Source organism: Streptomyces sp. NBC_00083, assembly GCF_026343295.1.
Taxonomy (GTDB): Bacteria; Actinomycetota; Actinomycetes; order Streptomycetales; family Streptomycetaceae; genus Streptomyces.
The window spans coordinates 1,499,509-1,523,524 of the sequence record NZ_JAPELY010000002.1 but is presented as its reverse complement, the minus strand read 5'-3'; the positions used below and the strand labels follow the sequence as shown (position 1 = coordinate 1,523,524).

20 protein-coding genes and 1 riboswitch are annotated in these 24,016 nt (G+C 72.8%); of the genes, 7 read left to right on the top strand and 13 right to left on the bottom strand.

Going from position 1 to position 24,016, the window contains the following annotated elements; all coding sequences use genetic code 11:
- Positions 1–177: 177 nt before the first annotated feature.
- A complete protein-coding gene (locus OOJ98_RS23135; protein WP_189390026.1) occupies positions 178–348 on the top strand; it encodes a hypothetical protein in 171 nt (56 codons plus the stop codon).
- 99 nt (positions 349–447) lie between these two features.
- Here OOJ98_RS23135 and OOJ98_RS23130 read toward each other — a convergent pair whose 3' ends face one another.
- Both OOJ98_RS23130 and OOJ98_RS23125 read right to left on the bottom strand, forming a co-directional pair.
- Complete coding sequence (locus OOJ98_RS23130) at positions 448–1,248, bottom strand: inositol monophosphatase family protein (protein WP_267056845.1); 801 nt, start codon at positions 1,246–1,248, stop codon at positions 448–450.
- A 9-nt stretch (positions 1,249–1,257) separates the two neighbouring features.
- Complete coding sequence (locus OOJ98_RS23125) at positions 1,258–2,415, bottom strand: ferrochelatase (protein ID WP_267056844.1); 1,158 nt, start codon at positions 2,413–2,415, stop codon at positions 1,258–1,260.
- A gap of 264 nt (positions 2,416–2,679) precedes the next feature.
- Here OOJ98_RS23125 and OOJ98_RS23120 point away from each other — a divergent pair, with 264 nt between their 5' ends.
- Positions 2,680–3,921: an MFS transporter gene (locus OOJ98_RS23120; protein WP_267056843.1), complete on the top strand. Its 1,242-nt coding sequence runs from the start codon at positions 2,680–2,682 to the stop codon at positions 3,919–3,921.
- Complete coding sequence (locus OOJ98_RS23115) at positions 3,887–5,200, top strand: D-arabinono-1,4-lactone oxidase (protein ID WP_267056842.1); 1,314 nt, start codon at positions 3,887–3,889, stop codon at positions 5,198–5,200. The genes OOJ98_RS23120 and OOJ98_RS23115 overlap by 35 nt, the downstream gene beginning before the upstream one ends.
- Before the next feature lie 25 nt (positions 5,201–5,225).
- Here the strand turns inward: OOJ98_RS23115 and OOJ98_RS23110 are convergent, their stop codons facing one another.
- Positions 5,226–6,293: a hypothetical protein gene (locus OOJ98_RS23110; RefSeq protein WP_267056841.1), complete on the bottom strand. Its 1,068-nt coding sequence runs from the start codon at positions 6,291–6,293 to the stop codon at positions 5,226–5,228.
- A 498-nt stretch (positions 6,294–6,791) separates the two neighbouring features.
- On the opposite strand from OOJ98_RS23110, the gene sepH reads away from it, so the two are divergent.
- Positions 6,792–7,874, top strand: a complete 1,083-nt coding sequence (sepH, locus tag OOJ98_RS23105) for a septation protein SepH (RefSeq protein ID WP_267056840.1) — start codon at positions 6,792–6,794, stop codon at positions 7,872–7,874.
- 67 nt (positions 7,875–7,941) lie between these two features.
- On the opposite strand, the gene OOJ98_RS23100 is transcribed toward sepH, so the two are convergent.
- The gene (locus tag OOJ98_RS23100; protein WP_267056839.1) at positions 7,942–8,790 is read right to left on the bottom strand and encodes a sulfurtransferase; all 849 of its coding nucleotides are present in this window, start codon (positions 8,788–8,790) and stop codon (positions 7,942–7,944) included.
- 212 nt (positions 8,791–9,002) lie between these two features.
- Between OOJ98_RS23100 and OOJ98_RS23095 the strand changes: the two genes are divergently transcribed.
- Positions 9,003–9,776, top strand: coding sequence for a VOC family protein (locus OOJ98_RS23095; RefSeq protein WP_267056838.1), 774 nt, complete (start codon positions 9,003–9,005; stop codon positions 9,774–9,776).
- 7 nt (positions 9,777–9,783) lie between these two features.
- On the opposite strand, the gene OOJ98_RS23090 is transcribed toward OOJ98_RS23095, so the two are convergent.
- The 5 genes from OOJ98_RS23090 to OOJ98_RS23070 all read right to left on the bottom strand — a co-directional run bounded on the left by OOJ98_RS23090 (position 9,784) and on the right by OOJ98_RS23070 (position 16,040).
- Positions 9,784–10,524 carry an SDR family NAD(P)-dependent oxidoreductase gene (locus OOJ98_RS23090; protein WP_267056837.1) on the bottom strand — a complete coding sequence of 247 codons (741 nt, stop codon included), beginning with the start codon at positions 10,522–10,524 and terminating at the stop codon, positions 9,784–9,786.
- Between the two features lie 145 nt (positions 10,525–10,669).
- Positions 10,670–11,320, bottom strand: coding sequence for a thymidine kinase (locus OOJ98_RS23085; RefSeq protein WP_267056836.1), 651 nt, complete (start codon positions 11,318–11,320; stop codon positions 10,670–10,672).
- A 39-nt stretch (positions 11,321–11,359) separates the two neighbouring features.
- Entirely contained in the window at positions 11,360–12,547 is a 1,188-nt protein-coding gene (locus OOJ98_RS23080) for an alkaline phosphatase family protein (protein ID WP_267056835.1), read from the bottom strand.
- Complete coding sequence (locus tag OOJ98_RS23075) at positions 12,547–13,134, bottom strand: DUF5998 family protein (protein ID WP_267056834.1); 588 nt, start codon at positions 13,132–13,134, stop codon at positions 12,547–12,549. The genes OOJ98_RS23080 and OOJ98_RS23075 overlap by 1 nt, the downstream gene beginning before the upstream one ends.
- Positions 13,135–13,172: 38 nt before the next feature.
- On the bottom strand, positions 13,173–16,040 hold the full coding sequence (locus OOJ98_RS23070) for a bifunctional GNAT family N-acetyltransferase/acetate--CoA ligase family protein (protein WP_267056833.1): 2,868 nt from the start codon (positions 16,038–16,040) through the stop codon (positions 13,173–13,175).
- A 152-nt stretch (positions 16,041–16,192) separates the two neighbouring features.
- Here OOJ98_RS23070 and OOJ98_RS23065 point away from each other — a divergent pair, with 152 nt between their 5' ends.
- Positions 16,193–16,474, top strand: a complete 282-nt coding sequence (locus OOJ98_RS23065; protein ID WP_100575907.1) for an HPr family phosphocarrier protein — start codon at positions 16,193–16,195, stop codon at positions 16,472–16,474.
- A gap of 119 nt (positions 16,475–16,593) precedes the next feature.
- Here OOJ98_RS23065 and OOJ98_RS23060 read toward each other — a convergent pair whose 3' ends face one another.
- From OOJ98_RS23060 to OOJ98_RS23045, 4 genes are all read right to left on the bottom strand, one after another.
- Entirely contained in the window at positions 16,594–17,271 is a 678-nt protein-coding gene (locus OOJ98_RS23060) for a GntR family transcriptional regulator (protein ID WP_267057068.1), read from the bottom strand.
- Positions 17,272–17,461: 190 nt separating this feature from the next.
- Entirely contained in the window at positions 17,462–18,226 is a 765-nt protein-coding gene (locus tag OOJ98_RS23055) for a M23 family metallopeptidase (protein ID WP_267056832.1), read from the bottom strand.
- Positions 18,227–18,239: 13 nt separating this feature from the next.
- A riboswitch (cyclic di-AMP (ydaO/yuaA leader) is annotated at positions 18,240–18,400 on the bottom strand.
- A gap of 212 nt (positions 18,401–18,612) precedes the next feature.
- Entirely contained in the window at positions 18,613–19,977 is a 1,365-nt protein-coding gene (locus OOJ98_RS23050) for a pitrilysin family protein (protein ID WP_267057067.1), read from the bottom strand.
- A gap of 17 nt (positions 19,978–19,994) precedes the next feature.
- Positions 19,995–21,332, bottom strand: coding sequence for a pitrilysin family protein (locus tag OOJ98_RS23045; protein WP_267057066.1), 1,338 nt, complete (start codon positions 21,330–21,332; stop codon positions 19,995–19,997).
- A gap of 208 nt (positions 21,333–21,540) precedes the next feature.
- Between OOJ98_RS23045 and OOJ98_RS23040 the strand changes: the two genes are divergently transcribed.
- Positions 21,541–24,003 carry a DNA topoisomerase (ATP-hydrolyzing) subunit A gene (locus OOJ98_RS23040; protein WP_267056831.1) on the top strand — a complete coding sequence of 821 codons (2,463 nt, stop codon included), beginning with the start codon at positions 21,541–21,543 and terminating at the stop codon, positions 24,001–24,003.
- Positions 24,004–24,016: the final 13 nt, after the last annotated feature.

The window sequence follows — 24,016 nt, the reverse complement described above, 5'->3', positions numbered from 1 at the left end:
CGGGGGAATGAACAGGATTGGCGCGGCAGTTGAGGTTTCTTTGAGAGTGGGCTTGGGGAAGACGTCTGCACACCCCGCGATCACGCCCTGGCTGTGGCACGCCACACCCTGACGTCGTGGTCGCTACCCACCGTCGGCACATCCCCGTGCCACCGACCCACGACGAGGGGGCGCACCATGGACGCTTTCACCGCAGGACTGCTGCAGCGCATAAGGACCACGGAAACCGACCTCACACGGGCGCGCGAGACCGGCGACGACTTCCTCGCCGACGTCGAGCAGGCAGAGCTGGACGACCTGCGTCGTCTGGCCGCCGAGCACGGCGTAGAGGTAGCCGTGGCGCTCTGATCCCATCCACCGGGAAACCCCGGCGCCACACCGCGGCGCCGGGGTTTCGTCATGCCGGGGCCGGCCCCGGCCCCCTCGCGCGGGCGCCGGGAGCGGGGCTCAGTCGTGCCAGGCGCCGTGCTCCTCCAGGAGCGACTGGAGGGGGCCGAACAGCTCCGGGGACGCGGCGACCGTCAGCTCGCGGGACGGGGTCCGTCCCGGGCGCCCGCCGGTGAGCGCGCCGGCCTCCCGGGCGATCAGGTCGCCCGCCGCCAGGTCCCAGGGGTTCAGGCCGCGCTCGTAGTAGCCGTCGAGCCGCCCGGCCGCCACGTCGCACAGGTCGATCGCCGCCGAGCCGCCGCGGCGGATGTCGCGGAAGCGCGGGATGAGCCGCTGGGCCACCTCCGCCTGGTGGGCGCGTACGGAGTGGACGTAGGCGAAGCCCGTGCCGACCAGGGACTCGGCGAGCGGGGCCGGCGGGCGGCAGCGCAGCGGGCGGCCGCCCTCGAAGGCGCCGCCGCCGAGGACGGCGTGGTAGGTCTCGCCGCGCATCGGGGCCGCCACCACGCCCGCGACCCGCTCGCCGTCCACCTCGGCGGCGATGGAGACGGCCCACGTGGGCAGCCCGTACAGGTAGTTGACGGTTCCGTCGAGCGGGTCGATCACCCAGCGCACCCCGCTGGTGCCCTCGCTGGAAGAGCCCTCCTCGCCGAGGAACCCGTCCTCGGGGCGGTACTCGCCGAGGTAGCCGGTGATCAGCTTCTCCGCGGCGATGTCCATCTCGGTCACCACGTCGACGGCGCTCGACTTGGTGGCGGCGACGGCGAGGTCGGCGGGGCGGCCGTCACGCAGCAGCGCGCCGGCCCGCCGGGCGGCCTCCAGGGCCAGCTCCAGCAGTTCGCGGTGGAGGGGGTCGGTCATCGGTGCTCCTTACGCGTACGGGCTGTCGGCGCCGGCGGCCGCGGGCCTGGCTCCGCCGCGGGCGGCGGGGCAGCAGCCGACGGGACAGAGGTCGTGCGAGGGGCCGAGCGCGCCGAGCGCGCACCGCCGGGCGGCCGCACCGCGCTCGGTGGCGGCCCGCTCGACGACCAGCTCGCGCACGGCTGCCGCGAACCGCGGGTCGGCGCCCACGGTCGCGGAGCGGGCCGCCGGCAGGCCCAGCTCGGCGGCCTTGGCGGTGGCCTCCGTGTCGAGGTCGTACAGGACCTCCATGTGGTCGGAGACGAAGCCGATGGGGACCATGACGACGGCCGGCGCGCCCTCGGCGTGCACGGCCTCCAGGTGGTCGCAGATGTCGGGTTCGAGCCAGGGGATGTGCGGGGCGCCGGAGCGGGACTGGTAGACCAGCTGCCACTCCCGCTCCACGCCGGTCTCGGCGTGCACCGCTTCGGCGATCGTCCGCGCCACGTCGAGGTGCTCGCGCACGTAGGCGCCGCCCTCGCCGTGCTCCTCGACGGGCCCCGAGGTGTCGGCGGCCGCCTCGGGGATCGAGTGTGTCGTGAAGGCGAGGCGGGCACCCGCGCGGACGTCGTCGGGCAGCTCGGCGAGCGAGGCGAGCACGCCGTCGACCATGGGCCGTACGAAGCCGGGGTGGTTGAAGTAGTGCCGCAGCTTGTCGACCCGCGGCACGTCGAGCCCCTCGGCCTCCAGCGTCGCGAGCGCCTCCGCGAGGTTCTCGCGGTACTGCCGGCAGCCCGAGTACGAGGCGTAGGCGCTGGTGGCGAGGACCGCGATGCGGCGGCGCCCGTCGGCGGCCATCTCGCGCAGGGTGTCGGTGAGGTAGGGCGCCCAGTTCCGGTTGCCCCAGTACACGGGCAGGTCCAGGCTGTTCTCCGCGAAGTCCTTGCGCAGCGCGTCGAGCAGCGCGCGGTTCTGCTCGTTGATGGGGCTCACGCCGCCGAACAGGAAGTAGTGCTGCCCCACCTCCTTGAGCCGCTCCTTGGGGATGCCGCGGCCGCGCGTCACGTTCTCCAGGAACGGGACCACGTCGTCGGGGCCTTCGGGGCCGCCGAAGGAGAGCAGCAGCAGGGCGTCGTACGGGGCGGCGGCCTGAGCCGCTCCGGGAGCTGGATCACGCAGTTCGGACATGACTCGATCCTGCCACCCGCCGCTGACAGACGGCCCACCGAGCCACACCGGGCCGGTCGGAAGGGGCGGAACGGGCCGGTGGCAGGAGCTGGAACGGGCCGGTGGAGGAAGCTGGAACGAGTCGGTGGAGGGAGCTGGAACGAGTCGGTGGAGGGAGCTGGAACGAGTCGGTGGAGGGAGCCGAAAAAGCGGTGCGCCGATCTACTTCAGCGTCGTAAGCTTTAGGAATTAATTACACGCGTCACGCAGGATCCGGAGCCCCCGTTGCCCAGTCCCTATCGCGCGATCTTCGCCGCCCCCGGCACCAAGGGGTTCTCCGCCGCCGGCCTGCTCGGCCGGATGCCGCTGTCGATGATGGGCATCGGCGTCGTGACGATGATCTCCCAGCTCACCGGCAGGTACGGCCTCGCGGGCGCGCTCTCGGCGACGCTCGCCATGTCGGCCGCCGTCATCGGCCCCCAGATATCCCGGCTCGTGGACCGGCACGGCCAGCGCAAGGTGCTGCGCCCGGCCACCCTGGTCTCGGTCGCCGCCGTCACCGGCCTGCTCGTCTGCGCCCAGCGGAGCGCCCCGGACTGGACGCTGTTTGTGTTCGCGGCCGGCGCCGGCTGTGTGCCGAGCGTCGGCTCGATGGTCCGGGCCCGCTGGGCGGAGATCTACCGCGGCGACGCCCAGAACCTGCACACGGCGTACTCGTGGGAGTCGATCGTCGACGAGCTGTGCTTCATCCTCGGGCCGATCCTGTCCATCGGGCTCTCCACCGCCTGGTTCGCCGAGGCGGGTCCGCTGATCGCCGCCTGCTTCCTGGTGGCCGGGGTGCTCTGGCTGACCGCCCAGCGCGGCACCGAGCCCGTGCCGCACCCGCACGAGCACCACGCCGGCCGCTCCGCGCTCGGCTCGCGCGGCCTCCAGGTCCTGGTCGCCACCTTCGTCGCCACCGGCGCGATCTTCGGCTCGGTCGACGTGGTCACGGTGGCCTTCGCCGACGAGCGCGGCCACAAGGCGCTGGCCAGCCTCGTGCTCGCCGTCTACGCCCTCGGCTCGTGCCTGGCGGGAGCGGTGTTCGGGCTGTTGCGCCTGCGCGGCTCGGCCTCGACCAGGTGGCTGGTGGGCGTGTGTGCGATGGCGGTGAGTATGATCCCGCTCCAACTGGCCGGGAACCTGCCGTTCCTTGCCGTGACGCTCTTTGTCGCGGGTCTGTTCATCGCGCCGACGATGGTGACGACGATGGCCCTCGTCGAACAGCACGTACCGCGCAGCAAGCTCACCGAGGGCATGACCTGGACCAGCACCGGGCTCGCGGTCGGTGTGGCGCTCGGCTCCTCCGCCGCCGGTTGGGTGGTGGACGCGGAGGGCGCGCAGGCGGGGTACCTGGTGTCCGGCGTGTCGGGAACGCTCGCGGCGGTGGTGGCGTTCCTGGGGTACCGCCGGCTTCGCAGGCCGGTGCCGCATCGGGAGGGGCTCGAAGCAGATGAGCGGAGCGAACGGCAGCAGCACCTGGCGTAACTGGGCGGGCAACGTCACCGCACGGGCGGCGAGGGAGGCCTCCCCGGCCTCCGTGGCCGAAGTCGCCGCCGAGGTACGCAGGGCCGCCGAGGACGGCCTCACGGTGAAGGCGGTCGGCACGGGACACTCCTTCACCTCGGCCGCCGCGACCGACGGCGTGCTCATACGCCCCGATCTGCTGACCGGCATCCGCGAGATCGACCGTGCCGCGATGACCGTCACCGTGGAGGCGGGCACCCCGCTGAAGCGGCTCAACGCGGCGCTGGCGCGGGAGGGCCTGTCGCTCACCAACATGGGCGACATCATGGAGCAGACGGTCGCGGGGGCCACGAGCACCGGCACCCACGGCACCGGCCGCGACTCGGCGTCGATCGCCGCCCAGATCACGGCAGTTGAGCTGGTCACCGCAGACGGCTCGCTGCTGACGTGTTCCGCCAAGGAGAACCCGGAGGTCTTCGCGGCGGCCAGGATCGGGCTCGGCGCGCTCGGCATCGTCACCGCGATCACCTTCGCCGTCGAGCCGGTCTTCCTGCTCACGGCCCGCGAGGAGCCGATGGCCTTCGACCGGGTCGCCGCCGACTTCGACGAACTCTTCGCGGAGAACGAGCACTTCGAGTTCTACTGGTTCCCGCACACGGGCAACTGCAACACCAAGCGCAACAACCGCAGCGCCGGGCCCGCCGCTCCGCCCGGCAGGGTGCGGGCGTGGATCGACGACGAGTTCATGTCCAACGGGCTCTTCCAGGCGGTGTGTTCGCTCGGCCGCGTCGCGCCCGCCACGATCCCGGCCGTCGCGAAGGTCTCCAGCCGGGCGCTCTCCGCCCGCACCTACACCGACATTCCGTACAAGGTGTTCACCAGCCCGCGCCGGGTGCGGTTCGTGGAGATGGAGTACGCCCTGCCGCGCGAGGCGGTCGTCGAGGCGCTGCGCGCGGTCAAGGCGATGGTGGACCGCTCTCCGCTGCGCGTGAGCTTCCCCGTGGAGGTCCGCACCGCACCCGCCGACGACATCGCGCTCTCCACGGCGTCGGGCCGGGAGAGCGCGTACATAGCCGTGCACATGTACAAGGGCACGCCGCACCAGGCGTACTTCACGGCCGTCGAACGGATCATGACCGAGCACGCGGGCCGGCCGCACTGGGGCAAGCTGCACACCCGCGACGCGGCGTACTTCGCGGAGGTCTACCCCCGCTTCGGCGAGTTCACCGCGCTGCGCGACCGGCTCGACCCCGAGCGCCGCTTCGCCAACGCCTATCTGCGGCGGGTGCTGGGCGACTGACCCGGGGCCGCGTCGGCCGCGCGGTCTAGGGGGCGGAGCTCGCCCCGGACTTCGGGTCCGGGGTGACCGGGTCGGCGGAGCCGCTGCCGGAGCCCTTCGAGCCGGACGGCGTGGGCGTCGGGGTCGGCGTCGTGCCGCCCGAGCCCGAGCCCGACCCCGAGCCGGAGTCCGAACCGGTGCCCGATCCGTGGGAGGTGGAGGGCGACGGCGTCGCGGTGGGGTCGTCCGTGCCGGAGCCGCCGGTCGTCCCCTTCCCGTCGTCACCGCTCGGCGTGGGCGAACCGCCGGTACCGGGCGACTGATGGTCGCGCCCGCCCGGGTCGGCGGGGGCCGGCGGGTCCTGCTTCTTTGCTCCGCCGGTGAACACGGACTGCAGGGTGGTCCCGCCGCCGTGGCCGCCGACCTCGCCGCCGGAGATCAGTTCGTACGCCGTGATGCCGCCCATCGACACCCCGAAGACGACGGCCGCCGCGAGCAGAGGCCGCTTCCAGCCGCGCAGCCGGGTGCCGTGGACGCTCGCCTCGTTGAACTCCTTGGCCGGTTCCGCGCCGGGCGGCAGCCGGGTCCCGTCGACCGGCTTGAGCAGCTGGGTGCGGTCGGCCCGCTTGAGCAGCTGGGTCCGGTCGACCTGTCCGAGCATCTGTGTCCGGTCGGCGTCCGCCCGGGGAGGCATCCGGGTGGGGTCCGCGTCGATCCGCCCGAGCAGCCGGGTGCGCTCGTCGTCCGCCCGCGGCAGCAGGGCCGTCGCGTCGTGGACCCCCTCGCCCCGGTCCCGGTCGTCCTTGCCGTGCGCCCCGTCGTCCCGGCGGATCTTGTACGGGGAGAGCACCGGCACTTGGCGCGAGCCGACCTTCGCCTGCACGGTCACCTCGCGCAGCTGCTCGCCGGTCCGTTTGAAGAAGTGCTGGAAGACGGTGCCTCCGCAGGTGGCGACCACGCTCACGACACCGGCGCCGATGAACGTCCCGTACACCCCCAGCGTGGAGGCGAGCACGGCCGCGGCGACCGCGGCCAGTGCACTCCCGGCCACTTGGGGCACGCTCAGGTCCATGCGCTTCTTGTCTTCGGTCCCGGTGTCCGGCTTGTCACCCATCCCCAGCCTCTGTTCGCCCTTCTCGTCCGCCTTGCACCTAGAAAGGACATTTGAGCGAAAGGAATAGTTCCGATTCCGGAGATTGTGTGAAGCAGGACACGTGGGAGCCGTGCGCGGGCGCGTCACAACGCCTCCAACTCCCGTACCCCGGGAGAACTTCGGCGGCGTGCCGGTCCACCCAGGTGGCCCGAATGGAGTACTGTGGCGAGCCCTGGGCCCCGGGTCCCACACGGGTACCCGGGACTACGGGAGGGGGCCGAAAGCGGCACTCGAACCGGCGGCGCCGCGGCACCGCACGGGCGCCTGCTGCACAGAGTGACCAGGCCGGTCACTCTGCGTTGCGAAGAGGTAACCGTGCCATAACGGCGTTCCAGGGCCCATGCCCGACACGCCGGGCAACTCGGCAATGTTGTGGCAGGCTGCACCCGGGCAGGCCACACTCGACTAGCGGAAGCAGCGACGCACGTGACGTCGGCAGGCACCACCCGGGAGGTCCCCATGCCCGAACTGCGTGTCGTGGCCGTCTCCAACGACGGCACACGACTGGTGCTCAAGGCTGCGGACAGCACGGAGTACACGCTTCCGATCGACGAGCGGCTCCGGGCCGCTGTGCGCAACGACCGAGCCCGCCTCGGACAGATCGAGATCGAGGTGGAGAGCCACCTCCGTCCTCGCGACATCCAGGCGCGTATACGAGCCGGTGCCTCCGCCGAGGAGGTCGCCCAGTTCGCCGGCATCCCGGTCGACCGCGTACGCCGTTTCGAAGGCCCCGTGCTCGCGGAGCGCGCCTTCATGGCCGAGCGGGCGCGGAAGACCCCCGTGCGGCGTCCCGGCGAGAACGCGGGACCCCAGCTCGGCGAGGCCGTGCAGGAGCGGCTGCTGCTGCGGGGCGCCGACAAGGAAAGCGTCCAGTGGGACTCCTGGCGCCGCGACGACGGCACCTGGGAAGTCCTGCTCGTGTACTTGGTCGCGGGCGAGCCGCACTCCGCGAGCTGGACCTACGACCCGCCGCGCCGGCTCGTGCAGGCCGTCGACGACGAGGCCCGCTCGCTGATCGGCGAGTCCGACGACACCATCACGGCGGTGCCCGAGCCGAGCTTCCCGTTCGTACCGCGGATCGCCCGGCTGCCCCGGGACCGGCCGCTGGACCGCGCGCTCGACCGTTCCCTCGAACGGCCGCTCGACCGCGCCCTGGACCGGCAGCTGGAGCGCCCCTCGGCGCCCGAGCCGGTGACGGCCGAGGAGAGCGACTCGCTGACGAGCCTGCTCGAAGCCGTGCCGAGCTTCCGCGGCGACCTGGTCGTTCCGGAACGCCCTTCGGCCGCGCCCGAGTCGGCCGAGACCGAGCCGGACGACGCCGAGCCGGAGGTCGAGGAGCCGCCCGCGCCCGCCGCGTCGGCCGGTGCCGGTTCCGCGTACGCGGACGTCCTGATGCCGCGCACCGTCGCCGGTCACCGCGACCGTCTCACCGGCACCACGGACCGCCAGGCCGAGGCCGACGGCGTCCGTCCGGGACGGCGTGCCGCGGTGCCGAGTTGGGACGAGATCGTCTTCGGCACGCGCCGGAAGAAGCAGGACTGAGCGGTGCGGACGGCCGGAGGCCACGCGCCCCCGGCCACCGCCCGCGCCCTCTCCCCCGGTCTTCCGGCTACTGCGGGTCGGGGCCCGTCGCCACCGGGCGGGACTCGTCCGAGGACCACTCGGACCACGAACCGGCGTACAGCGCCGCCGGAATGCCCGCCACGGCGAGCGCCAGCACCTCGTGCGCGCCGGAGACGCCGGAGCCGCAGTAGACACCGACCTCCGCGCCGGCGGCGCCAAGGCTCTTGAAGCGGGCGGCCAGTTCCTCGGCGGGCAGGAAGCGGCCGTCCGGGGCGACGTTCTCGGTGGTCGGTGCCGACAGGGCGCCCGGGATGTGCCCGCCCACCCGGTCGATGGGCTCGACGTCGCCGCGGTAGCGCTCCGCCGCCCGCGCGTCGAGCAGCACTCCGGAGCGGGCCAGGGCCGCCGCCGCGTCAGCGTCGAGCAGTCCGACGTCACCCGGCTCGGGCCGGAAGTCGCCCTCGGCGGGCGCGGGGAGTTCGGTGGAGAGCGGGCCGGTCCACGCGCCGAGCCCGCCGTCGAGCACGCGGACGTCGACGTGGCCGGCCCAGCGCAGCAGCCACCAGGCGCGGGCCGCGGCCCAGCCCTGACCGCCGTCGTAGACCACGACCGGCGTACCCGTCGACACGCCCGCGCCCCGCATCACCCGGCCGAATTCGGCCATGTCCGGGAGTGGGTGTCGGCCGCCGGATCCGGGCGGCCCCGCGAGCTCCGCGTCGAGGTCGACGAAGACGGCGCCGGGCAGATGCCCCGACGCGTACGCGGCCCGGCCGTCGAACGGCACGGCCCCCGCGGCCTTCGCCGAGGTCAGCTGCCAGCGGATGTCGAGCAGGACCGGCGGCCGGTCGTCCGCCAGTTCGGTCGCGAGGTCGGCTGCGGTGATGAGGTGATTCATGGGGTCATCCTCGCGCAGAGTCCACCCGGAACGTAACGCCCAGGAAACGGGTGAGCGACCCCAAAGCGGGCAGGCTCCTGCGGGAACGCGCCAAAAGCGGCGCGGCCGGGGCGCTCCGCGGCGCTGGTGGTGGAACCATCGGCCCGGGTGCGCGGGTTTGTGCAGCGCACCCTGCGAGCAGCAGTTTCGCGACGGCCGAGGAGAGAGTGACGATGACCCAGTCGGAGACCCGGCGCATCCCTGGCACACCCTGCTGGGTGAGTCTCATGGTGCACGGTCTGGCCGCGACCCAGGAGTTCTACGGCGCACTGTTCGGCTGGGAGTTCAGCCCCGGCCCCCAGCAGTTCGGCCCCTACGTCCGCGCCCTGCTCGACGGCCAGGAGGTCGCCGGGATCGGCCAGTTGCCGCCCGACCGTCATCTGCCGATCGCGTGGACCACCTACTTGGCGACGGACGACGCGGACGCGTCCGCCGAGACGATCCGGCACTGCGGCGGCACCGTGGGCGTCGGCCCGCTCGACGCGGGCGAGGCGGGCCGGATGGCGATCGCGTCGGACCCGTCCGGCGCCGTGTTCGGCGTCTGGCAGGGCGGTGCGCACATCGGCGCGGCCCTCGCGGGCGCGCCCGGCACCCCGGCCTGGAACGAACTCGTCACGCGCGAGACCTCGTCGGTCGCCAAGTTCTACCAGGCGCTGTTCGGCTACGACGTGGAGCCCGTCATCTCGGCCGACTTCGACCAGGTCACCCTGCACCTGGAGGGCCGCCCGGTCGCCTCGCTGCACGGCGCGGGCAACGCCCTGCCGCGCGACAAGGGCTCGCACTGGATGACGTACTTCGAGGTGGCCGACGTCGACGAGTCGGCCCTGCGCGTATCCGAACTCGGCGGCCTCGTCCTCAAGCAGCCCCGCGAGGACGCGAGCGGACAGGCCGCGACGGTCGCCGACCCCGAGGGCGCGGTGTTCACGCTCGTACGGTCGAACCACTGACCCCGGCTCAGACCAGGTGCCGTCCGCCGTCCACCATCAGCACCGCGCCGGTGGTGTACGCGGCGTGGGCGAGGCCGAAGACCGCCTCGGCGACGTCCTCGGGCGAACCGACCCTGCGCAGCGGGGTGTTCGCGGTGATCCACTCCCGGGAGCCCTCCCACACCTCGGGCGCCTCGTCGTACCAGGGCGTGTCCACGAGGCCGGGTGCGACCGCGTTCACCCGGATCTCGGGTCCGAACGTCGCGCCGCACAGCCGGGTGAGGTGGTCGAGCGCGGCCTTGCTGACGGCGTACGGGATCGAGCTGCCCATGGCCCGGCTGCCGGACACCGACGAGATGTTGACGACGGAGCCCGCTCCGGTGGCCTTCAGGTGCGGCGCCGCCGCCTGCATCATGTGCCAGGTCCCGATGACGTTGACGTCGAAGATCTCCCGCCAGACGGACGCGTCGACCGCATCGGTGTCGTCGAGCGGGATGAACCGGGTGAGTCCGGCGTTGTTCACGAGGACATCGAGCCGGCCGAACTCCGCGACCGTCATGTCCACCAGGCGCCGCGCGTCCGCCGGGTCGGAGACGTTGCCCTGCACATAGACGGCCCTGGGCAGTTGAGCGGCCAGCTCTTCGCCCGCCTGGACCGATGTCGCCGAATTGATGACCACGTGCATGCCGGCGTCGGCCATACGGCGGGCCACCGCGGCGCCGATTCCCGATGACGAACCGGTTATCAGCGCGACACGAGCGTCGTTCACGAGTACCTCCACAGGTCAGAGCGATCCGTAGGGTACCACCGAGTGGAATTCGCTTTCCGTATCGTGGAATACCCGGGGTCTCGCCGGACACGCCCGTCATCGTCTACGACGACGACACGTCCCCTGGGCGCGGGGCCCCGGAGGGTCAGGAGGCCGAGACCGGCAGTACGTCCGGTGACAGCGCCGCCGCGCGGGCCGACGCGCTCGTCATGCGTCTGCGGTGGTGGCGGCGGCACAGCACCTCGTAACCGATCTCGTCCGCCGCCTGGTTGACGTCACCGACCACGACCTGGGCGCCCTCGACGACCATCTGGCCGCCTATGGTGCGGGCGTTGTGGGTGGCGCGGGCGCCGCACCAGCACAACGCCTCGACCTGGAGCACCTCGACCCGGTCGGCGAGTTCGACGAGCCGCTGCGAGCCGGGGAACAGCTTGGAGCGGAAGTCGGTGGTGATGCCGAAGGCGAAGACGTCGAGGTCGAGGTCGTCGACGACGCGGGCCAGCTGGTCGATCTGCTCCGGCGCGAGGAACTGCGCCTCGTCCGCGATGACGTAGTCGCAGCGGCCGCCCTTGGAGAGGTGGGCGACGAGGTGGCCGTAGAAGTCGAAGCCGTCGGCCGCCTCCACCGCGTCGGTCACCAGGCCCAGCCGGGACGACAGCTTGCCCGCGCCCGCTCGGTCGTCCCGGGTGAAGATCATGCCCTGGAGCCCGCGCGCCGAGCGGTTGTGCTCGATCTGAAGAGCGAGGGTGCTCTTTCCGCAGTCCATCGTTCCGGAGAAGAACACCAGCTCGGGCATGGGAAGGTGACGGCCTTTCGGATCTGGGGAGTCGGGTGGTTACGAGCGTACTTCGAGGAGCGGCACGAGCTGCTCCACCGGGGTCATCGAACCGTGGTTGCCGACCATGAGGGACTCGTGGGGCTCGCGCCGCGAGGCGGTGATGACGACGTCGTCGCGGGCCGCGGCCACCACGTCCCCGATCCGGCCGTACACCCGCTCGTCGATCCGGGGGCCGAACCAGCCCGCGGCGATCGCCTCGTCGCGGCCCGCCACCCAGAACTGCTCGCCGAGCACCTCGCGCCAGCAGGTCAGCACGTCGGAGGCGGCGCCCGGCACGGCGTACACATGGCGGGCCCGGCCCTCGCCGCCCAGCAGGGCGACGCCGGCGCGCAGCTCCCAGTCCTCGTCGAAGTCGATCCGCGACTGCTCGTCGAAGGGGATGTCGATCATGCCGTGGTCGGCGGTGATGTAGAGCGCCGCGCGGGGCGGGAGCTGCTCGGCGAGGCGCTGGGCGAGCCGGTCGACGTACATCAGCTGGCCGCGCCAGGCGTCGGAGTCGACACCGAACCGGTGGCCCTTGCCGTCGACCTCGGAGTAGTACGTGTAGACCAACGACCGGTCGCCCTCGGCGAGTTGGGCCGCCGCGAGGTCCATGCGGTCCTCGCCGGAGAGCTTGCCGCGGAAGGTGCCGCCGCTCAGCGCGATCTTGGTGAGCGGGGTGTGCTGGAAGTCCGGCGCGGACACCTGCGCGGTGTGCACCCCGGCCTGGTCGGCGAGGTGGAAGACGGTGGGGTACGGCTGCCAGACGTGCGGGTCGGTCCACGGCTTCCAGCGGAGCTGGTTCATCAGCTCGCCGGCCTCGGGGTCGCGCACGGTGTAGCCGGGCAGGCCGTGCTCGCCGGGGGCGCGCCCGGTGCCGACCGAGGCGAGCGAGGTCGCCGTGGTGGCGGGGAACCCGGCCGTTATGGGCCGGCCGGTGCCGCCGCGCGAGGTGGCGAGCAGCGCGTGCAGATAGGGCGCCTCGTCCGGGTGGGCCTTGATCTGTTCCCAGCCGAGGCCGTCGATGAGGAAGACGCAGTTGCGGTCCGCGGGAGTGAGCTCCGCGATGCGCTGCTCGAATCCGGGTACGCCCTGGCCGGCCACGAGGGTGGGCAGCAGATCGGCGAGCGATCCGGTGCCGTACTCGGGGACGGGCGCGGTGTCGAGGGCGAGGGGTTCGGGATCCTGCCAGGCGGGCTGGGCCATCAGCGGCCGGTCGCCGCGGTCGCCTCGGACAGCGCCTGGGCGAAGGCCAGGGTCTGGCGGACGGTGTCGGGGCCGTCACCGGCCTCGCTGACCCGCAGGCTCAGGTCGTCGGCGGTGGAGTTGCCGGTGTAGCCGTGGTCGGCGTCGCAGTTGGGGTCGCCGCAGGCGGCGGGCTCCAGGTCGAGCCGGGAGACCGCGCCCCAGCCGATGGTGAGGACGACCTCGCGGGGCAGGGTGCCCGGGGTGTACGACTCGGGGTTGGCGACGACGCGGCTCACCACGACGGACGAGATCCGGGCGAGCTTCACGGACTCCGTGGAGGTGGTCGCGTACGGCGTCGGGGAGCTGGTGTCCGCGTTCTGCTCGTCGGTGTGGCTGACGATGAAACGGTTGTCCGTGAGTACGAGGACCGTCACATGGCGGCGCACCTCGTTGGCGTCGAAGGTGGTCTCCTGGTGCACCAGGTACGACGCGATGGGCTCGCCGCCGACTGCGGCCTCCACCGCCTCGGCCACCAGGGCCGGGTAGTAGCCGCTGCGCTCGATCGCCGCGCGGAGCCCTTGGGTCGTCGTACCGGTCTTCGCCATGGGGTCCATCTTAAGGGCCCGCCGGGGGCCGGCGGCCCTCAGTAGCTGGGCAGCCGCCTGGGACCGAGATCGCCCCGGGCCGGGGCGGGGGCCAGGCGCACGCTCGCGCCGAGCACCGCGAGGCCCCGCTGGGCGACGATGACGGGCTCCAGGCCGACGGCGACCACCTCGGGATGGTCGTCGACCAGCCGCGACACCCGCAGCAGCAGCTCTTCGAGGGCCGCGGTGTCGACGGGCGCCGAGCCGCGCCAGCCGAACAGGAGCGGCGCCGTCCTGATGGTCCGCAGCAGCTCGGCGGCGTCGCGGTCGGTGGCCGGGATGAGCCGGTGGGAGGTGTCGCCGAGGAGTTCGGAGGCGGCTCCGGCGAGACCGAAGGAGAGCACCGCGCCGACCGCGGAGTCGATCGAGGCGCGCACGACGGTGTCCACACCGCGCGGGACCATGGCCTGCACCACCGGACCCAGCTCTTCCGGTTTGCCGAGGGTGGCCGTCAATTCGGCATATGCACGGGCGAGTTGGTGCTCGTCGGCGAGGTCGAGCCGGACGCCGCCGAGGTCGGGGCGGTGGCGCAGGTGCGGGGCGGTGGTCTTGAGGGCGACCGGGTAGCCGAGGCGGCCGGCGGCCTCGACGGCGTGGGCCGCGTCGGGCGCGGGCAGCGTGGGGTGCACCGCGATGCCGTACCGGGCGAGCAGCTCCTCGCCGTCCGCGGCGGCCAGGGTGGTGCCGCGGGGGTCGGGGTCCGGGCCGAGCAGGCGCTCGATCAGCGCGGCGGCCCCGCCCTCGTCGATGTCGTCGTACTCCCCCACCTTGCCGGGGTCGGCCGCGTCCCGCCGCCAGCGGGCGTAGCGGACGGCTTCGGCCAGGGCCCGCACGGCGCGCTCGGCGGCGGGGTAGGCGGGGATCCGGTTCGCCTCGCGGGGCGGGGCGGGGGCGCCGGCCGGCTCCGCGCCGGAGGGTGCGCCGGGCGGGTCCAGCGGGGTGGCTCGCCCGGTCGCGTATGCCGTGGGCTGGGGCGACGGTTCGATCGGGCCGGCCGGGCGGGGGGCGGTCCGGGCCGCCGCCGCCAGCGCTTCCGCCAGGCCGCCGATCTCCACGTGGACCACCGCCACCGGCTTCGCGGGGCCCGCCGCGGCGGCCTCGCGCAGGGCGTCGGCGAGGACCTGGCCGTCGCCCGACTCCAGCGCCCCGTTCTCGCCGACCCAGGGAATGGCGGTGACCACCACCGCGTCGCACGTGTCGTCGGCGAGGGCCTCGGCGAGCGCGGCGCGGAAGTCGGCCGGGGTCGCCCCCGTCGTCAGGTCGAGGGGCCGGCGCGGGCGCAGCCCCTCGCTCAGACAGGCGTCGTACGTCAGGAGGCCGAGCGACTCGGAGTTGCCGAGGATCGCCACCCGCGGCCCGGCCGGCAGCGGCTGGCCCGCGAGGAGCAGGCCGGCGTCGACGAGTTCGGTGACCGTGCCCACCAGGATCACGCCGGCCTGGCGCAGCAGCGCCGAGACCGTGGCGTCCGGCACCCGCGTCACCGGCACGGCGTGGCCCGGCGGGGTGGTGCCGCTGTGCCGGGCGCCCTTGACCACCACGACGGGCTTGGCGGCGGCGGTGCGGCGGGCCAGGCGCGTGAACTTGCGCGGATTGCCGATGGATTCGAGGTAGAGCAGTACGACGTCGGTGTCGGGGTCCTCGTACCAGTACTGGAGGAAGTCGTTGCCCGAGACGTCGGCCCGGTTGCCGGACGAGATGAAGGTGGACAGGCCCGCGCCGCGCCGGTAGAGCCCGGACAGCAGGGCGATGCCGATCGCCCCGGACTGCGTGAACAGGCCGATGCGGCCGGCCGGCGGGGCCTCCGGGGCGAGGGAGGCGTTGAGCCGTACGCCGCTCGCGGTGTTGATGATCCCGAACGCGTTGGGGCCGATCAGACGCATTCCGTACGAGCGGGCCTGGCGCACCAGGGCGCGCTGGCGCTCCCTGCCCCGCGGGCCGCTCTCCGCGTAGTCGGCCGACAGGACGACCAGGCCCTGGACGCCGTGTTCGCCGCAGTCGGCGACGGCCTGCGGCACCCGTTCGGCGGGCACCGCGATGATCGCGAGGTCGACCGGCTCGCCGATCGCACCGACCGAGGTATGGGCCGGGACGCCGTCGAGTTCGCGCTGCTCCGGGGTGAGCGCCTGGTTCACGGCGTGGACGCGGCCCGTGAACCCGGCGTCCAGGAGGTTGCGCAGCACCGCGCGGCCGACGCCGCCGGGGGCGCGGCCCGCGCCGATGACCGCGACGGAGCCGGGCGCGAGCAGGCGCTGCACGGAGCGCGCCTCGGCGCGCAGCTCACGGGCGCGCTGCACGGCGAGCGACTCGGCGGTGGGTTCCAGATCGAGGGTGAGGTGGACCGAACCGTCCTCGAAGGAGCGCTTCTGCTGGTAGCCGGCGTCCGTGAACACCTTGATCATCTTGCTGTTGGCGGGCAGCACCTCGGCCGCGAAGCGCCGGATCCCGCGTTCGCGGGCGACCGCCGCGATGTGTTCGAGCAGGGTGGAGGCGACGCCCCGGCCCTGGTGGGCGTCCTGCACGAGGAAGGCGACCTCGGCCTCGTCGGCGGGGGCGGAGGCCGGCCGGCCCTGGGCGTTGATGCGGTCGTAGCGGACGGTCGCGATGAACTCGCCGCCGACGGTCGCCGCCAGTCCGACCCGGTCGACGTAGTCGTGATGGGTGAAGCGGTGGACGTCCTTGGCGGAGAGCCGGGGGTAGGGCGCGAAGAAGCGGTAGTACTTCGACTCGTCCGAGACCAGCTCGTAGAAGGAGACGAGCCGGTCGGCGTCCTCGGGGTTGATGGGCCGGATGCGCGCGGTACCGCCGTCGCGGAGCACCACGTCGGCCTCCCAGTGGGCCGGGTACGCGGGGTCGGACGCCGTCGTCATACGGAAAGCGTACGGGTCGCGGGGCCGTACGGGGCGGGGGAAAGTGGCAAGGGCCGGTCGGCGGCACACCCGGGCCTAAGGTCGGTAGGAGCACCGTGCACCACATGAGAGACTGGTCTAGACAACCGTCAGAGATTTCGAAGGGCAACACCATGGCTGAGCGCCGCGTCAACGTCGGCTGGGCCGAGGGCCTGCACGCCCGCCCCGCGTCCATCTTCGTCCGTGCCGCCACGGCCGCCGGAGTCCCCATGACGATCGCCAAGGCCGACGGCAACCCGGTCAACGCCGCGTCCATGCTCGCGGTGCTCGGCCTCGGTGCCCAGGGCGGCGAGGAGATCGTGCTGGCCTCCGACGCCGAGGGCGCGGACGCCGCGCTCGACCGTCTGGCCAAGCTGGTCGCCGAGGGTCTCGAGGAGCTCCCCGAGACCGTCTGAGCAGACCGGCGGCGCACCGAAGGACCGCGGGACCCGGATCCGGGGCCCGGCGGTCCTTTCGTTTTCCCTGACCGGCACACCCCGTCCTCCCCGGCTCGGGCCCGCCGAGGGCGTGGGCGTCACGCGCGGGCGCCCGCCGTGTTGACGGCACGTTGCGCGGTCCTCACCGCCGCGGGGCGGCGCAGCCGATGGGCCGGAAAGGAGCGCTCGGCGTGCTCCGCGGTGAGCGCGCGGGCGCGTCCGGCGTCGCCGCGGGCCACCGCGTCGGTGATCGCGCCGAGCGCGGCCCAGGCCTCGGCCGGGCGCTCCGGCGGGTCCACCACGTACATCCAGGCGACCTTGTGCCGCAGCTGCGCGAGCAGCGCGATCAGCCCGGGGCTCGCGGAGGCCTGGGCCAGCGTCTCGTGGAACCAGCCCCACAGCGAGCCCGGATCCTCGCCCCGGCCGCGGGCCGCCCGTTCCTGACCGAGTCTCACCAGGCCGCGCAGCACCCGCAGATGGGCCTCGTCGCGGCGGCGCGCGGCGCGCGCGGCGGCCAACGGCTCCAGGAGCAGGCGCAGTTCGAGGAGGTCGGCTGCCTCCTGGTCGCCGAGTTCGGCGACACAGGCGCCGACGTGCCGTCGGGTCGTGACGAATCCCTCGGACTCCAGGGTGCGCAGGGCCTCGCGGACGGGGACGCGGGAGACCCCGTAACGGCGCGCGAGGGCCTCCTCGGCGAGCCGGCCGCCGGGTTCGAAGACCCCCGAGACGATGTCGTCGCGCATCGCCGTGTCAACGGAACGCGCCGGAACACGCACCACCCGACCTCCCCTGGATTCGTGCCGAAACGCGGCCGGGCCACGCCTTTGCGGCGGCTGTCCGGGGACTGTATTGCAGGCCGTGTTACCACCGGATGACGCCCGGAGCGCGGGGACGCCTTCCGGCCAACGGCGAAGACCCCCGGCGCGGGCCGGGGGTCTTCGGTGTCCGTGGGGGCGGAGAGACGCCTCAGACGGTCACGCCGTGCGAGCGGAGATAGGCGATCGGGTCGATGTCCGAGCCGTACTCCGGGCCGGTGCGGGCCTCGAAGTGGAGGTGCGGGCCGGTGGTGTTGCCGGTGTTGCCCGAGAGGGCGATCTGGGTGCCGGGCTCGACGCTCTGGCCGACGGAGACCTGGATGACCGAGAGGTGTCCGTACTGCGTGTACGTGCCGTCGTGCATCTTGATCACGATGTTGTTGCCGTACGCGCCGCCCGGACCGGCCTCGACGACGGTGCCCATGCCGACGGCGTGCACCGGGGTGCCGATGCCGGCGTGGAAGTCGATGCCGGTGTGGCTGCCGGAGGACCACAGCGATCCGCCGGTCTTGTAGCCCGTGGACACATAGCTGTCGGCTATGGGGGCGACGAAGGTGTTGAGGCGCTTGCGCTCCGCCTCGCGCGCCGCATGCTCCTTGGCCTCGCGGGCCTCCTCGGCGCGCTGCTCGGCCTTGCGCTTGGCCTCCGCTTCGGCCTCCGCCTTCGCCTTGGCCTTGGCGGCCGCCTGCTTCTGCGCGTCGGCCTGGGCGCCCAGCTGGTCGGCGAGGGTGTCGCCGATCACGATGGCCTGGGTGAGACCGGTGTCGGTGGTGGTGCTCGGGGCGGCGACGGCCGGGGAGGCGAGGGTGCCTACGACTCCGGCGGTGGCGAGGGTGGCGATGCCCGCGATGTTCGCGCTGCGGCGCGTCATCCGGCTGGGCGCGCGGTGTTTCCCGGTGGCACGGGTGAACGCCATGGAGTGGCGGTGTCCTTTCCTTCCATCTCGCCTACCGGGTTAGCTGACGGGTTCGGAGCAGGAAGGTCTCCTACGGGCTCCTCCGCGGGCGGAGGCGTCCGATTCACCCCAGGGACTGAGTGGGTCCCCGGCTCCCCAGGCTCGCGCCATACGGGGACTCGGCGATCACTGTCCGGTGCCGCGGCTGCGACGGGTGGTGACGGACAGCGCGCATGACGCTAGACGGCTGATCTTTCAATCACCAAACAGACACAGCTTTTTGTTGCGCACGCCACATCACAGACAGGCAACCTCTCCAATAAACCGGACATATGGGGGGACCCCGGGGCGCATCCGCCACCGGGGTCCCTGGAGCCCCGGAGATCCGGGGCCGGAAGGTGCGTCAATCAGCCGGTGACCACGGTCACTTCGCCGATTCCGAGCGCCCGCACGGGCTCCTCGATCTGGGCCGCGTCGCCCACCAGGACCGTGACGAGCCGGTCGGCCGGGAAGGCGTTGACGACGGCCGCCGTCGCCTCCACGGTGCCGGTCGCCGCGAGCTGCGCGTACAACTGGGCCTGGTAGTCGTCCGGCAGGAACTGCTCGACCTGGTCGGCGAGGGTCGCCGCGACCGCCGCCGCCGTCTCGTACTTGAGCGGCGCGACACCCACCAGGTTCTGCACGGCGCTCTCGCGCTCGGCGTCCGTCAGACCCTCGGCGGCGAGCTTGCGCAGCACCTTCCACAGGTCGTCGAGGGCCGGCCCGGTGTTCGGGGTGTCGACGGAGCCGCTGATGGCGAGCATCGCCGCGCCGCCGTCCGGCCCCGAGCGCAGCACCTGGCCGAAGGAGCGCACCCCGTAGGTGTAGCCCTTCTCCTCGCGCAGCACCCGGTCCAGGCGCGAGGTGAGGGTGCCGCCCAGGCAGTACGTGCCGAGCACCTGGGCCGCCCAGACGCGGTCGTGGCGGTCGGCGCCGATGCGGCCGATGAGCAGCTGCGTCTGGACGGCGCCGGGGCGGTCCACGATGACGACCCGGCCGGTGTCGTCGGCGGTGATCGGCGGGACGGGGCGGGCCTTCGCGGTGTTGCCGGTCCAGGCGCCCAGGGTGTCCGCGAGGATCGCGTCGAGGTCGGTGCCCGACAGGTCGCCGACGATGACGGCGACGGCCGTCGCGGGGCGCACGTACGCCTCGTAGAAGGCGCGGACCGCGGCCGCGTCGATCGCCGCGACGGTCTCCTCGGTGCCCTGGCGGGGCCGGGACATCCGCGCGGAGGCCGGGAACAGCTCCTTGGAGAGCTGCTTGGCGGCGCGCCGGGCCGGGTTGGCGTGCTCGTGCGGGATCTCGTCGAGCCGGTTGCGCACCAGGCGCTCGATCTCGGAGTCGGCGAACGCGGGGGCCCGCAGCGCCTCCGCGAGCAGCGAGAGCGCCTTGGGCAGCCGCGAGACCGGCACTTCGAGGGAGACCCGGACGCCGGGGTGGTCGGCGTGCGCGTCGATGGTGGCGCCGCACCGCTCCAGCTCGGCGGCGAACTCCTCCGCGGAGTGCTTGTCGGTGCCCTCGGTCAGGGCGCGCGCCATGATCGTGGCGACGCCGTCGAGGCCCTCGGGCTCGGCGTCGAGCGGGGCCGCGAGGAAGATCTCGACGGCGACGACCTGCTGGCCGGGGCGGTCGCAGCGCAGCACCGTCAGGCCGTTGTCGAGCGTGCCGCGCCCGGGGGCCGGGAAGGCCCACGGCGTGGGCGTGCCGGCGGTCGGCTGCGGGTGGAACTCCATGGTCACGACAGCGTCCGTCACAGGGCCGCCTCTTCCTCTTCGTTGCCTGCCTCGGGTGCCGCGGTGGGCTCGTACACCAGGACCGCCCGGTTGTCGGGGCGCAGCGTCGCGGCGGCGATCGCCTTGACCTCGTCGGCGGTGATCTCCAGGACGCGGTCGACGGCGGTCAGGGCGAGCTGCGGGTCGCCGAAGAGCACGGCGTAGCGGCACAGTTCGTCGGCGCGGCCGGCCACGGTGCCGAGCCGGTCGAGCCACTCGCGCTCCAACTGGGCCTGGGCGCGCTCCATCTCCTCGTCGGTGGGGCCCTCGGCGGCGAACCGCGCGAGCTCCTCGTCGACCGCGGCCTCGATGTCGGGGACCTCGACGCCGGCCGAGGTCTTGACGTCGAGCCAGCCGAGCGAGGGGGCGCCGGCCAGGCGCAGCAGGCCGAAGCCCGCGGCGACCGCGCTCCGGTCGCGGCGGACCAGGCGGTTGTGGAGCCGGGAGGACTCTCCGCCGCCGAGGACGGTCAGCGCCAGGTCGGCGGCGTCGGCCTCGCGGGTGCCGTCGTGGGGCAGCCGGTAGGCGGCCATCAGGGCGCGCGCCGGCACGTCCTCCTCGACGACCTCGCGCAGCTGGCCGCCGATGGTGCCGGGCAGGGCGCCGTCGCGCGGCGGCTGCTTGCCGTCGTGGGAGGGGATGGAGCCGAAGTACTTCTCCACCCAGGCCAGCGTCTGCTCGGGGTCGATGTCGCCGACCACGGAGAGCACCGCGTTGTTGGGCGCGTAGTACGTACGGAAGAACTGGCGCGCGTCGTCGAGGGTGGCCGCGTCCAGGTCGGCCATCGAGCCGATCGGGGTGTGGTGGTAGGGGTGGCCCTGCGGGTAGGCGAGGGCGGTGAGCTTCTCGAAGGCGGTGCCGTAGGGCACGTTGTCGTAGCGCTGGCGGCGCTCGTTCTTGACGACGTCGCGCTGGTTGTCCATCGACTCCTCGTCGAGCGCGGCGAGGAGCGAGCCCATGCGGTCGGCCTCCAGCCAGAGCGCGAGCTCCACCTGGTGGGCGGGCATGGTCTCGAAGTAGTTGGTGCGCTCGAAGCTGGTGGTGCCGTTCAGCGAGCCGCCGGCCCCCTGCACCAGCTCGAAGTGGCCGTTGCCGTGCACCTGCTGGGAGCCCTGGAACATGAGGTGCTCGAAGAGGTGGGCGAGACCGGTGCGGCCCTTGACCTCGTGGCGCGAGCCCACGTCGTACCAGAGGCACACCGCGGCGACCGGGGTCAGGTGGTCCTCGGAGAGCACCACGCGCAGGCCGTTGGCCAGTCGGTGCTCAGTCGCTGTCAGGCCGCCGGAGCCGGCCTGCGCTGTGGCCGTGTGACCCATGGGCATGTACGTCCCTTCGTTCGCGATGTGCAGTACCGCAGTGTGGCGTACTGGCGGAGGAAGTCCTGGGTGGAGAAGTCCTGCCACTGTATGCAAGCGCGTGGGCACCTGGCGAAGTTCCCGGGTCGCGGTCGGCGTTGTCAGTGGGACGGTCCACAATGGTCGGCATCAGTGATCCGATCCGGTACGTGAAGGAGCAGCAGCCGCGATGGCCCGCCGCAGCACGAAGACCCCGCCGCCGCCCGACGACTTCGAGGAGCGGATCCTCGACATCGACGTCGTCGACGAGATGCAGGGCTCCTTCCTCGAGTACGCGTACTCCGTGATCTACTCGCGGGCCCTGCCGGACGCGCGGGACGGAATGAAGCCCGTCCAGCGCCGCATCGTCTACCAGATGAACGAGATGGGTCTGCGCCCGGACCGCGGCTATGTGAAGTGCGCCCGTGTCGTCGGCGAGGTGATGGGCAAGCTGCACCCGCACGGCGACGCCTCGATCTACGACGCCCTGGTGCGCATGGCGCAGCCCTTCTCGATGCGTCTGCCGCTGGTCAACGGCCACGGCAACTTCGGTTCGCTCGGCAATGACGACCCGCCGGCCGCCATGCGGTACACCGAGTGCAAGATGGCCGACGCCACGTCGCTGATGACGGAGTCGATCGACGAGGACACCGTCGACTTCGCCTCCAACTACGACGGCCAGGAGCAGGAGCCGGTGGCCCTGCCGGCCGCCTATCCGAACCTGCTGGTCAACGGCTCGTCCGGGATCGCGGTCGGCATGGCGACCAACATGCCGCCGCACAACCTGGGCGAGGTCATCGCCGCGGCCCGCCATCTGATCCGGCACCCGCAGGCGGACCTGGAGGCGCTGATGCGCTTCGTGCCCGGTCCCGACCTGCCGACCGGCGGGCGCATCGTGGGCCTGACGGGCATCAAGGACGCGTACGAGTCGGGCCGCGGCACCTTCAAGATCCGGGCCACGGCCTCGGTGGAGAACGTGACGGCGCGCCGCAAGGGCCTGGTCGTCACCGAGCTGCCGTTCACGGTCGGCCCGGAGAAGGTCATCTCCAAGATCAAGGACCTGGTCGGCTCGAAGAAGCTCCAGGGCATCGCCGACGTGAAGGACCTGACGGACCGTTCGCACGGTCTGCGTCTGGTCATCGAGGTCAAGAACGGCTTCGTCCCGGAGGCCGTCCTCGAGCAGCTCTACAAGCTGACGCCGATGGAGGAGTCCTTCGGCATCAACAACGTGGCCCTGGTGGACGGCCAGCCGCTGACCCTGGGTCTCAAGGAGCTCCTGGAGGTCTATCTCGACCACCGCTTCACCGTGGTGCGCCGGCGCAGCGAGTTCCGCCGCACCAAGCGCCGCGACCGGCTGCACCTGGTGGAGGGGCTGCTCGTCGCCCTGGTCGACATCGACGAGGTCATCAGGATCATCCGGTCGAGTGACAACTCGGCGCAGGCGAAGGAGCGGCTCATCGAGCACTTCTCGCTGAGCGAGATCCAGACGCAGTACATCCTGGACACCCCGCTGCGCCGGCTCACCAAGTTCGACCGGATCGAGCTGGAGAGCGAGCGCGACCGCCTCACCGGCGAGATCGACGAGCTGACCGGGATCCTCGACTCGGACGGCGAGCTGCGCAAGCTGGTCTCTGCGGAACTGGCGGCGGTGGCCAAGAAGTTCAGCACCGACCGGCGCACGGTCCTGCTGGAGTCGGCGGGCGCCCCCGTCGCGGCCGTCGCCCTGGAGGTCGCGGACGACCCGTGCCGGGTGCTGCTCTCCTCCACGGGCCTGCTGGCGCGGACCGCCCATGGCGACCCGTTCGTGGCGGGCGAGGACGACAAGCGCGTCAAGCACGATGTGATCGTCTCGGCGGTGCCCGCGACCCAGCGGGGCGACGTGGGGGTGGTGACGTCCGGCGGCCGGCTGCTGAGGCTGGCGGTGATCGACCTGCCGCAGCTCCCGGACACGGCGTCCGCGCCCAACCTGTCGGGCGGCGCTCCGGTCTCGGAGTTCCTCTCCTCGCTGGAGCCGGACGAGACGGTGGTGTGTCTCACGACGCTCGACGAGTCGTCGCCCGGTCTCGCGATCGGCACCGAGCAGGGCGTCGTCAAGCGCGTGGCGCCCGACTACCCGGCCAACAAGGACGAGTTGGAGGTCATCACCCTCAAGGACGGTGACCGGATCGTCGGCGCGGCCGAGCTGCGCACCGGCGAGGAGGACCTGGTCTTCATCACCGACGACGCCCAGCTGCTGCGCTACCAGGCCAGTCAGGTGCGCCCGCAGGGCCGGCCGGCCGGCGGCATGGCCGGCATCAAGCTGACGGACGGCGCCAAGGTCATCTCGTTCACCGCGGTCGACCCGGCCGGTGACGCGGCGGTGTTCTCGGTGGCGGGTTCGGGCGCGACGCTGCTGGGCGACGCGGCGGTGTCCGCGAAGCTGACCCCGTTCGACCAGTATCCGCGCAAGGGCCGCGCCACCGGCGGGGTGCGCTGTCAGCGGTTCCTGAAGGGCGAGGACAAGCTGGTGCTCGCCTGGGCCGGTCCGGCCCCGGCGCGCGCCGCCCAGGCCAACGGCGTCCCGGCGCAGCTCCCGGAGATCGACCCGCGCCGTGACGGTTCGGGCACACCGCTGGTCTCCCCCGTCGCGGTCCTGGCGGGCCCGCCCGCGTAACGCGTGAGCGGGG

What these genes read in the sequence shown, in the direction of transcription:
- OOJ98_RS23135 (WP_189390026.1), top strand. Translation starts at nt 178, where the DNA reads ATGGACGCTTTCACCGCAGGACTGCTGCAGCGCATAAGGACCACGGAA.
- OOJ98_RS23130 (WP_267056845.1), bottom strand. Translation starts at nt 1,248, where the DNA reads ATGACCGACCCCCTCCACCGCGAACTGCTGGAGCTGGCCCTGGAGGCC.
- OOJ98_RS23125 (WP_267056844.1), bottom strand. Translation starts at nt 2,415, where the DNA reads ATGTCCGAACTGCGTGATCCAGCTCCCGGAGCGGCTCAGGCCGCCGCC.
- OOJ98_RS23115 (WP_267056842.1), top strand. Translation starts at nt 3,887, where the DNA reads ATGAGCGGAGCGAACGGCAGCAGCACCTGGCGTAACTGGGCGGGCAAC.
- OOJ98_RS23110 (WP_267056841.1), bottom strand. Translation starts at nt 6,293, where the DNA reads ATGGGTGACAAGCCGGACACCGGGACCGAAGACAAGAAGCGCATGGAC.
- sepH (WP_267056840.1), top strand. Translation starts at nt 6,792, where the DNA reads ATGCCCGAACTGCGTGTCGTGGCCGTCTCCAACGACGGCACACGACTG.
- OOJ98_RS23100 (WP_267056839.1), bottom strand. Translation starts at nt 8,790, where the DNA reads ATGAATCACCTCATCACCGCAGCCGACCTCGCGACCGAACTGGCGGAC.
- OOJ98_RS23095 (WP_267056838.1), top strand. Translation starts at nt 9,003, where the DNA reads ATGACCCAGTCGGAGACCCGGCGCATCCCTGGCACACCCTGCTGGGTG.
- OOJ98_RS23085 (WP_267056836.1), bottom strand. Translation starts at nt 11,320, where the DNA reads ATGCCCGAGCTGGTGTTCTTCTCCGGAACGATGGACTGCGGAAAGAGC.
- OOJ98_RS23080 (WP_267056835.1), bottom strand. Translation starts at nt 12,547, where the DNA reads ATGGCCCAGCCCGCCTGGCAGGATCCCGAACCCCTCGCCCTCGACACC.
- OOJ98_RS23075 (WP_267056834.1), bottom strand. Translation starts at nt 13,134, where the DNA reads ATGGCGAAGACCGGTACGACGACCCAAGGGCTCCGCGCGGCGATCGAG.
- OOJ98_RS23070 (WP_267056833.1), bottom strand. Translation starts at nt 16,040, where the DNA reads ATGACGACGGCGTCCGACCCCGCGTACCCGGCCCACTGGGAGGCCGAC.
- OOJ98_RS23065 (WP_100575907.1), top strand. Translation starts at nt 16,193, where the DNA reads ATGGCTGAGCGCCGCGTCAACGTCGGCTGGGCCGAGGGCCTGCACGCC.
- OOJ98_RS23055 (WP_267056832.1), bottom strand. Translation starts at nt 18,226, where the DNA reads ATGGCGTTCACCCGTGCCACCGGGAAACACCGCGCGCCCAGCCGGATG.
- OOJ98_RS23050 (WP_267057067.1), bottom strand. Translation starts at nt 19,977, where the DNA reads ATGGAGTTCCACCCGCAGCCGACCGCCGGCACGCCCACGCCGTGGGCC.
- OOJ98_RS23045 (WP_267057066.1), bottom strand. Translation starts at nt 21,332, where the DNA reads ATGGGTCACACGGCCACAGCGCAGGCCGGCTCCGGCGGCCTGACAGCG.
- OOJ98_RS23040 (WP_267056831.1), top strand. Translation starts at nt 21,541, where the DNA reads ATGGCCCGCCGCAGCACGAAGACCCCGCCGCCGCCCGACGACTTCGAG.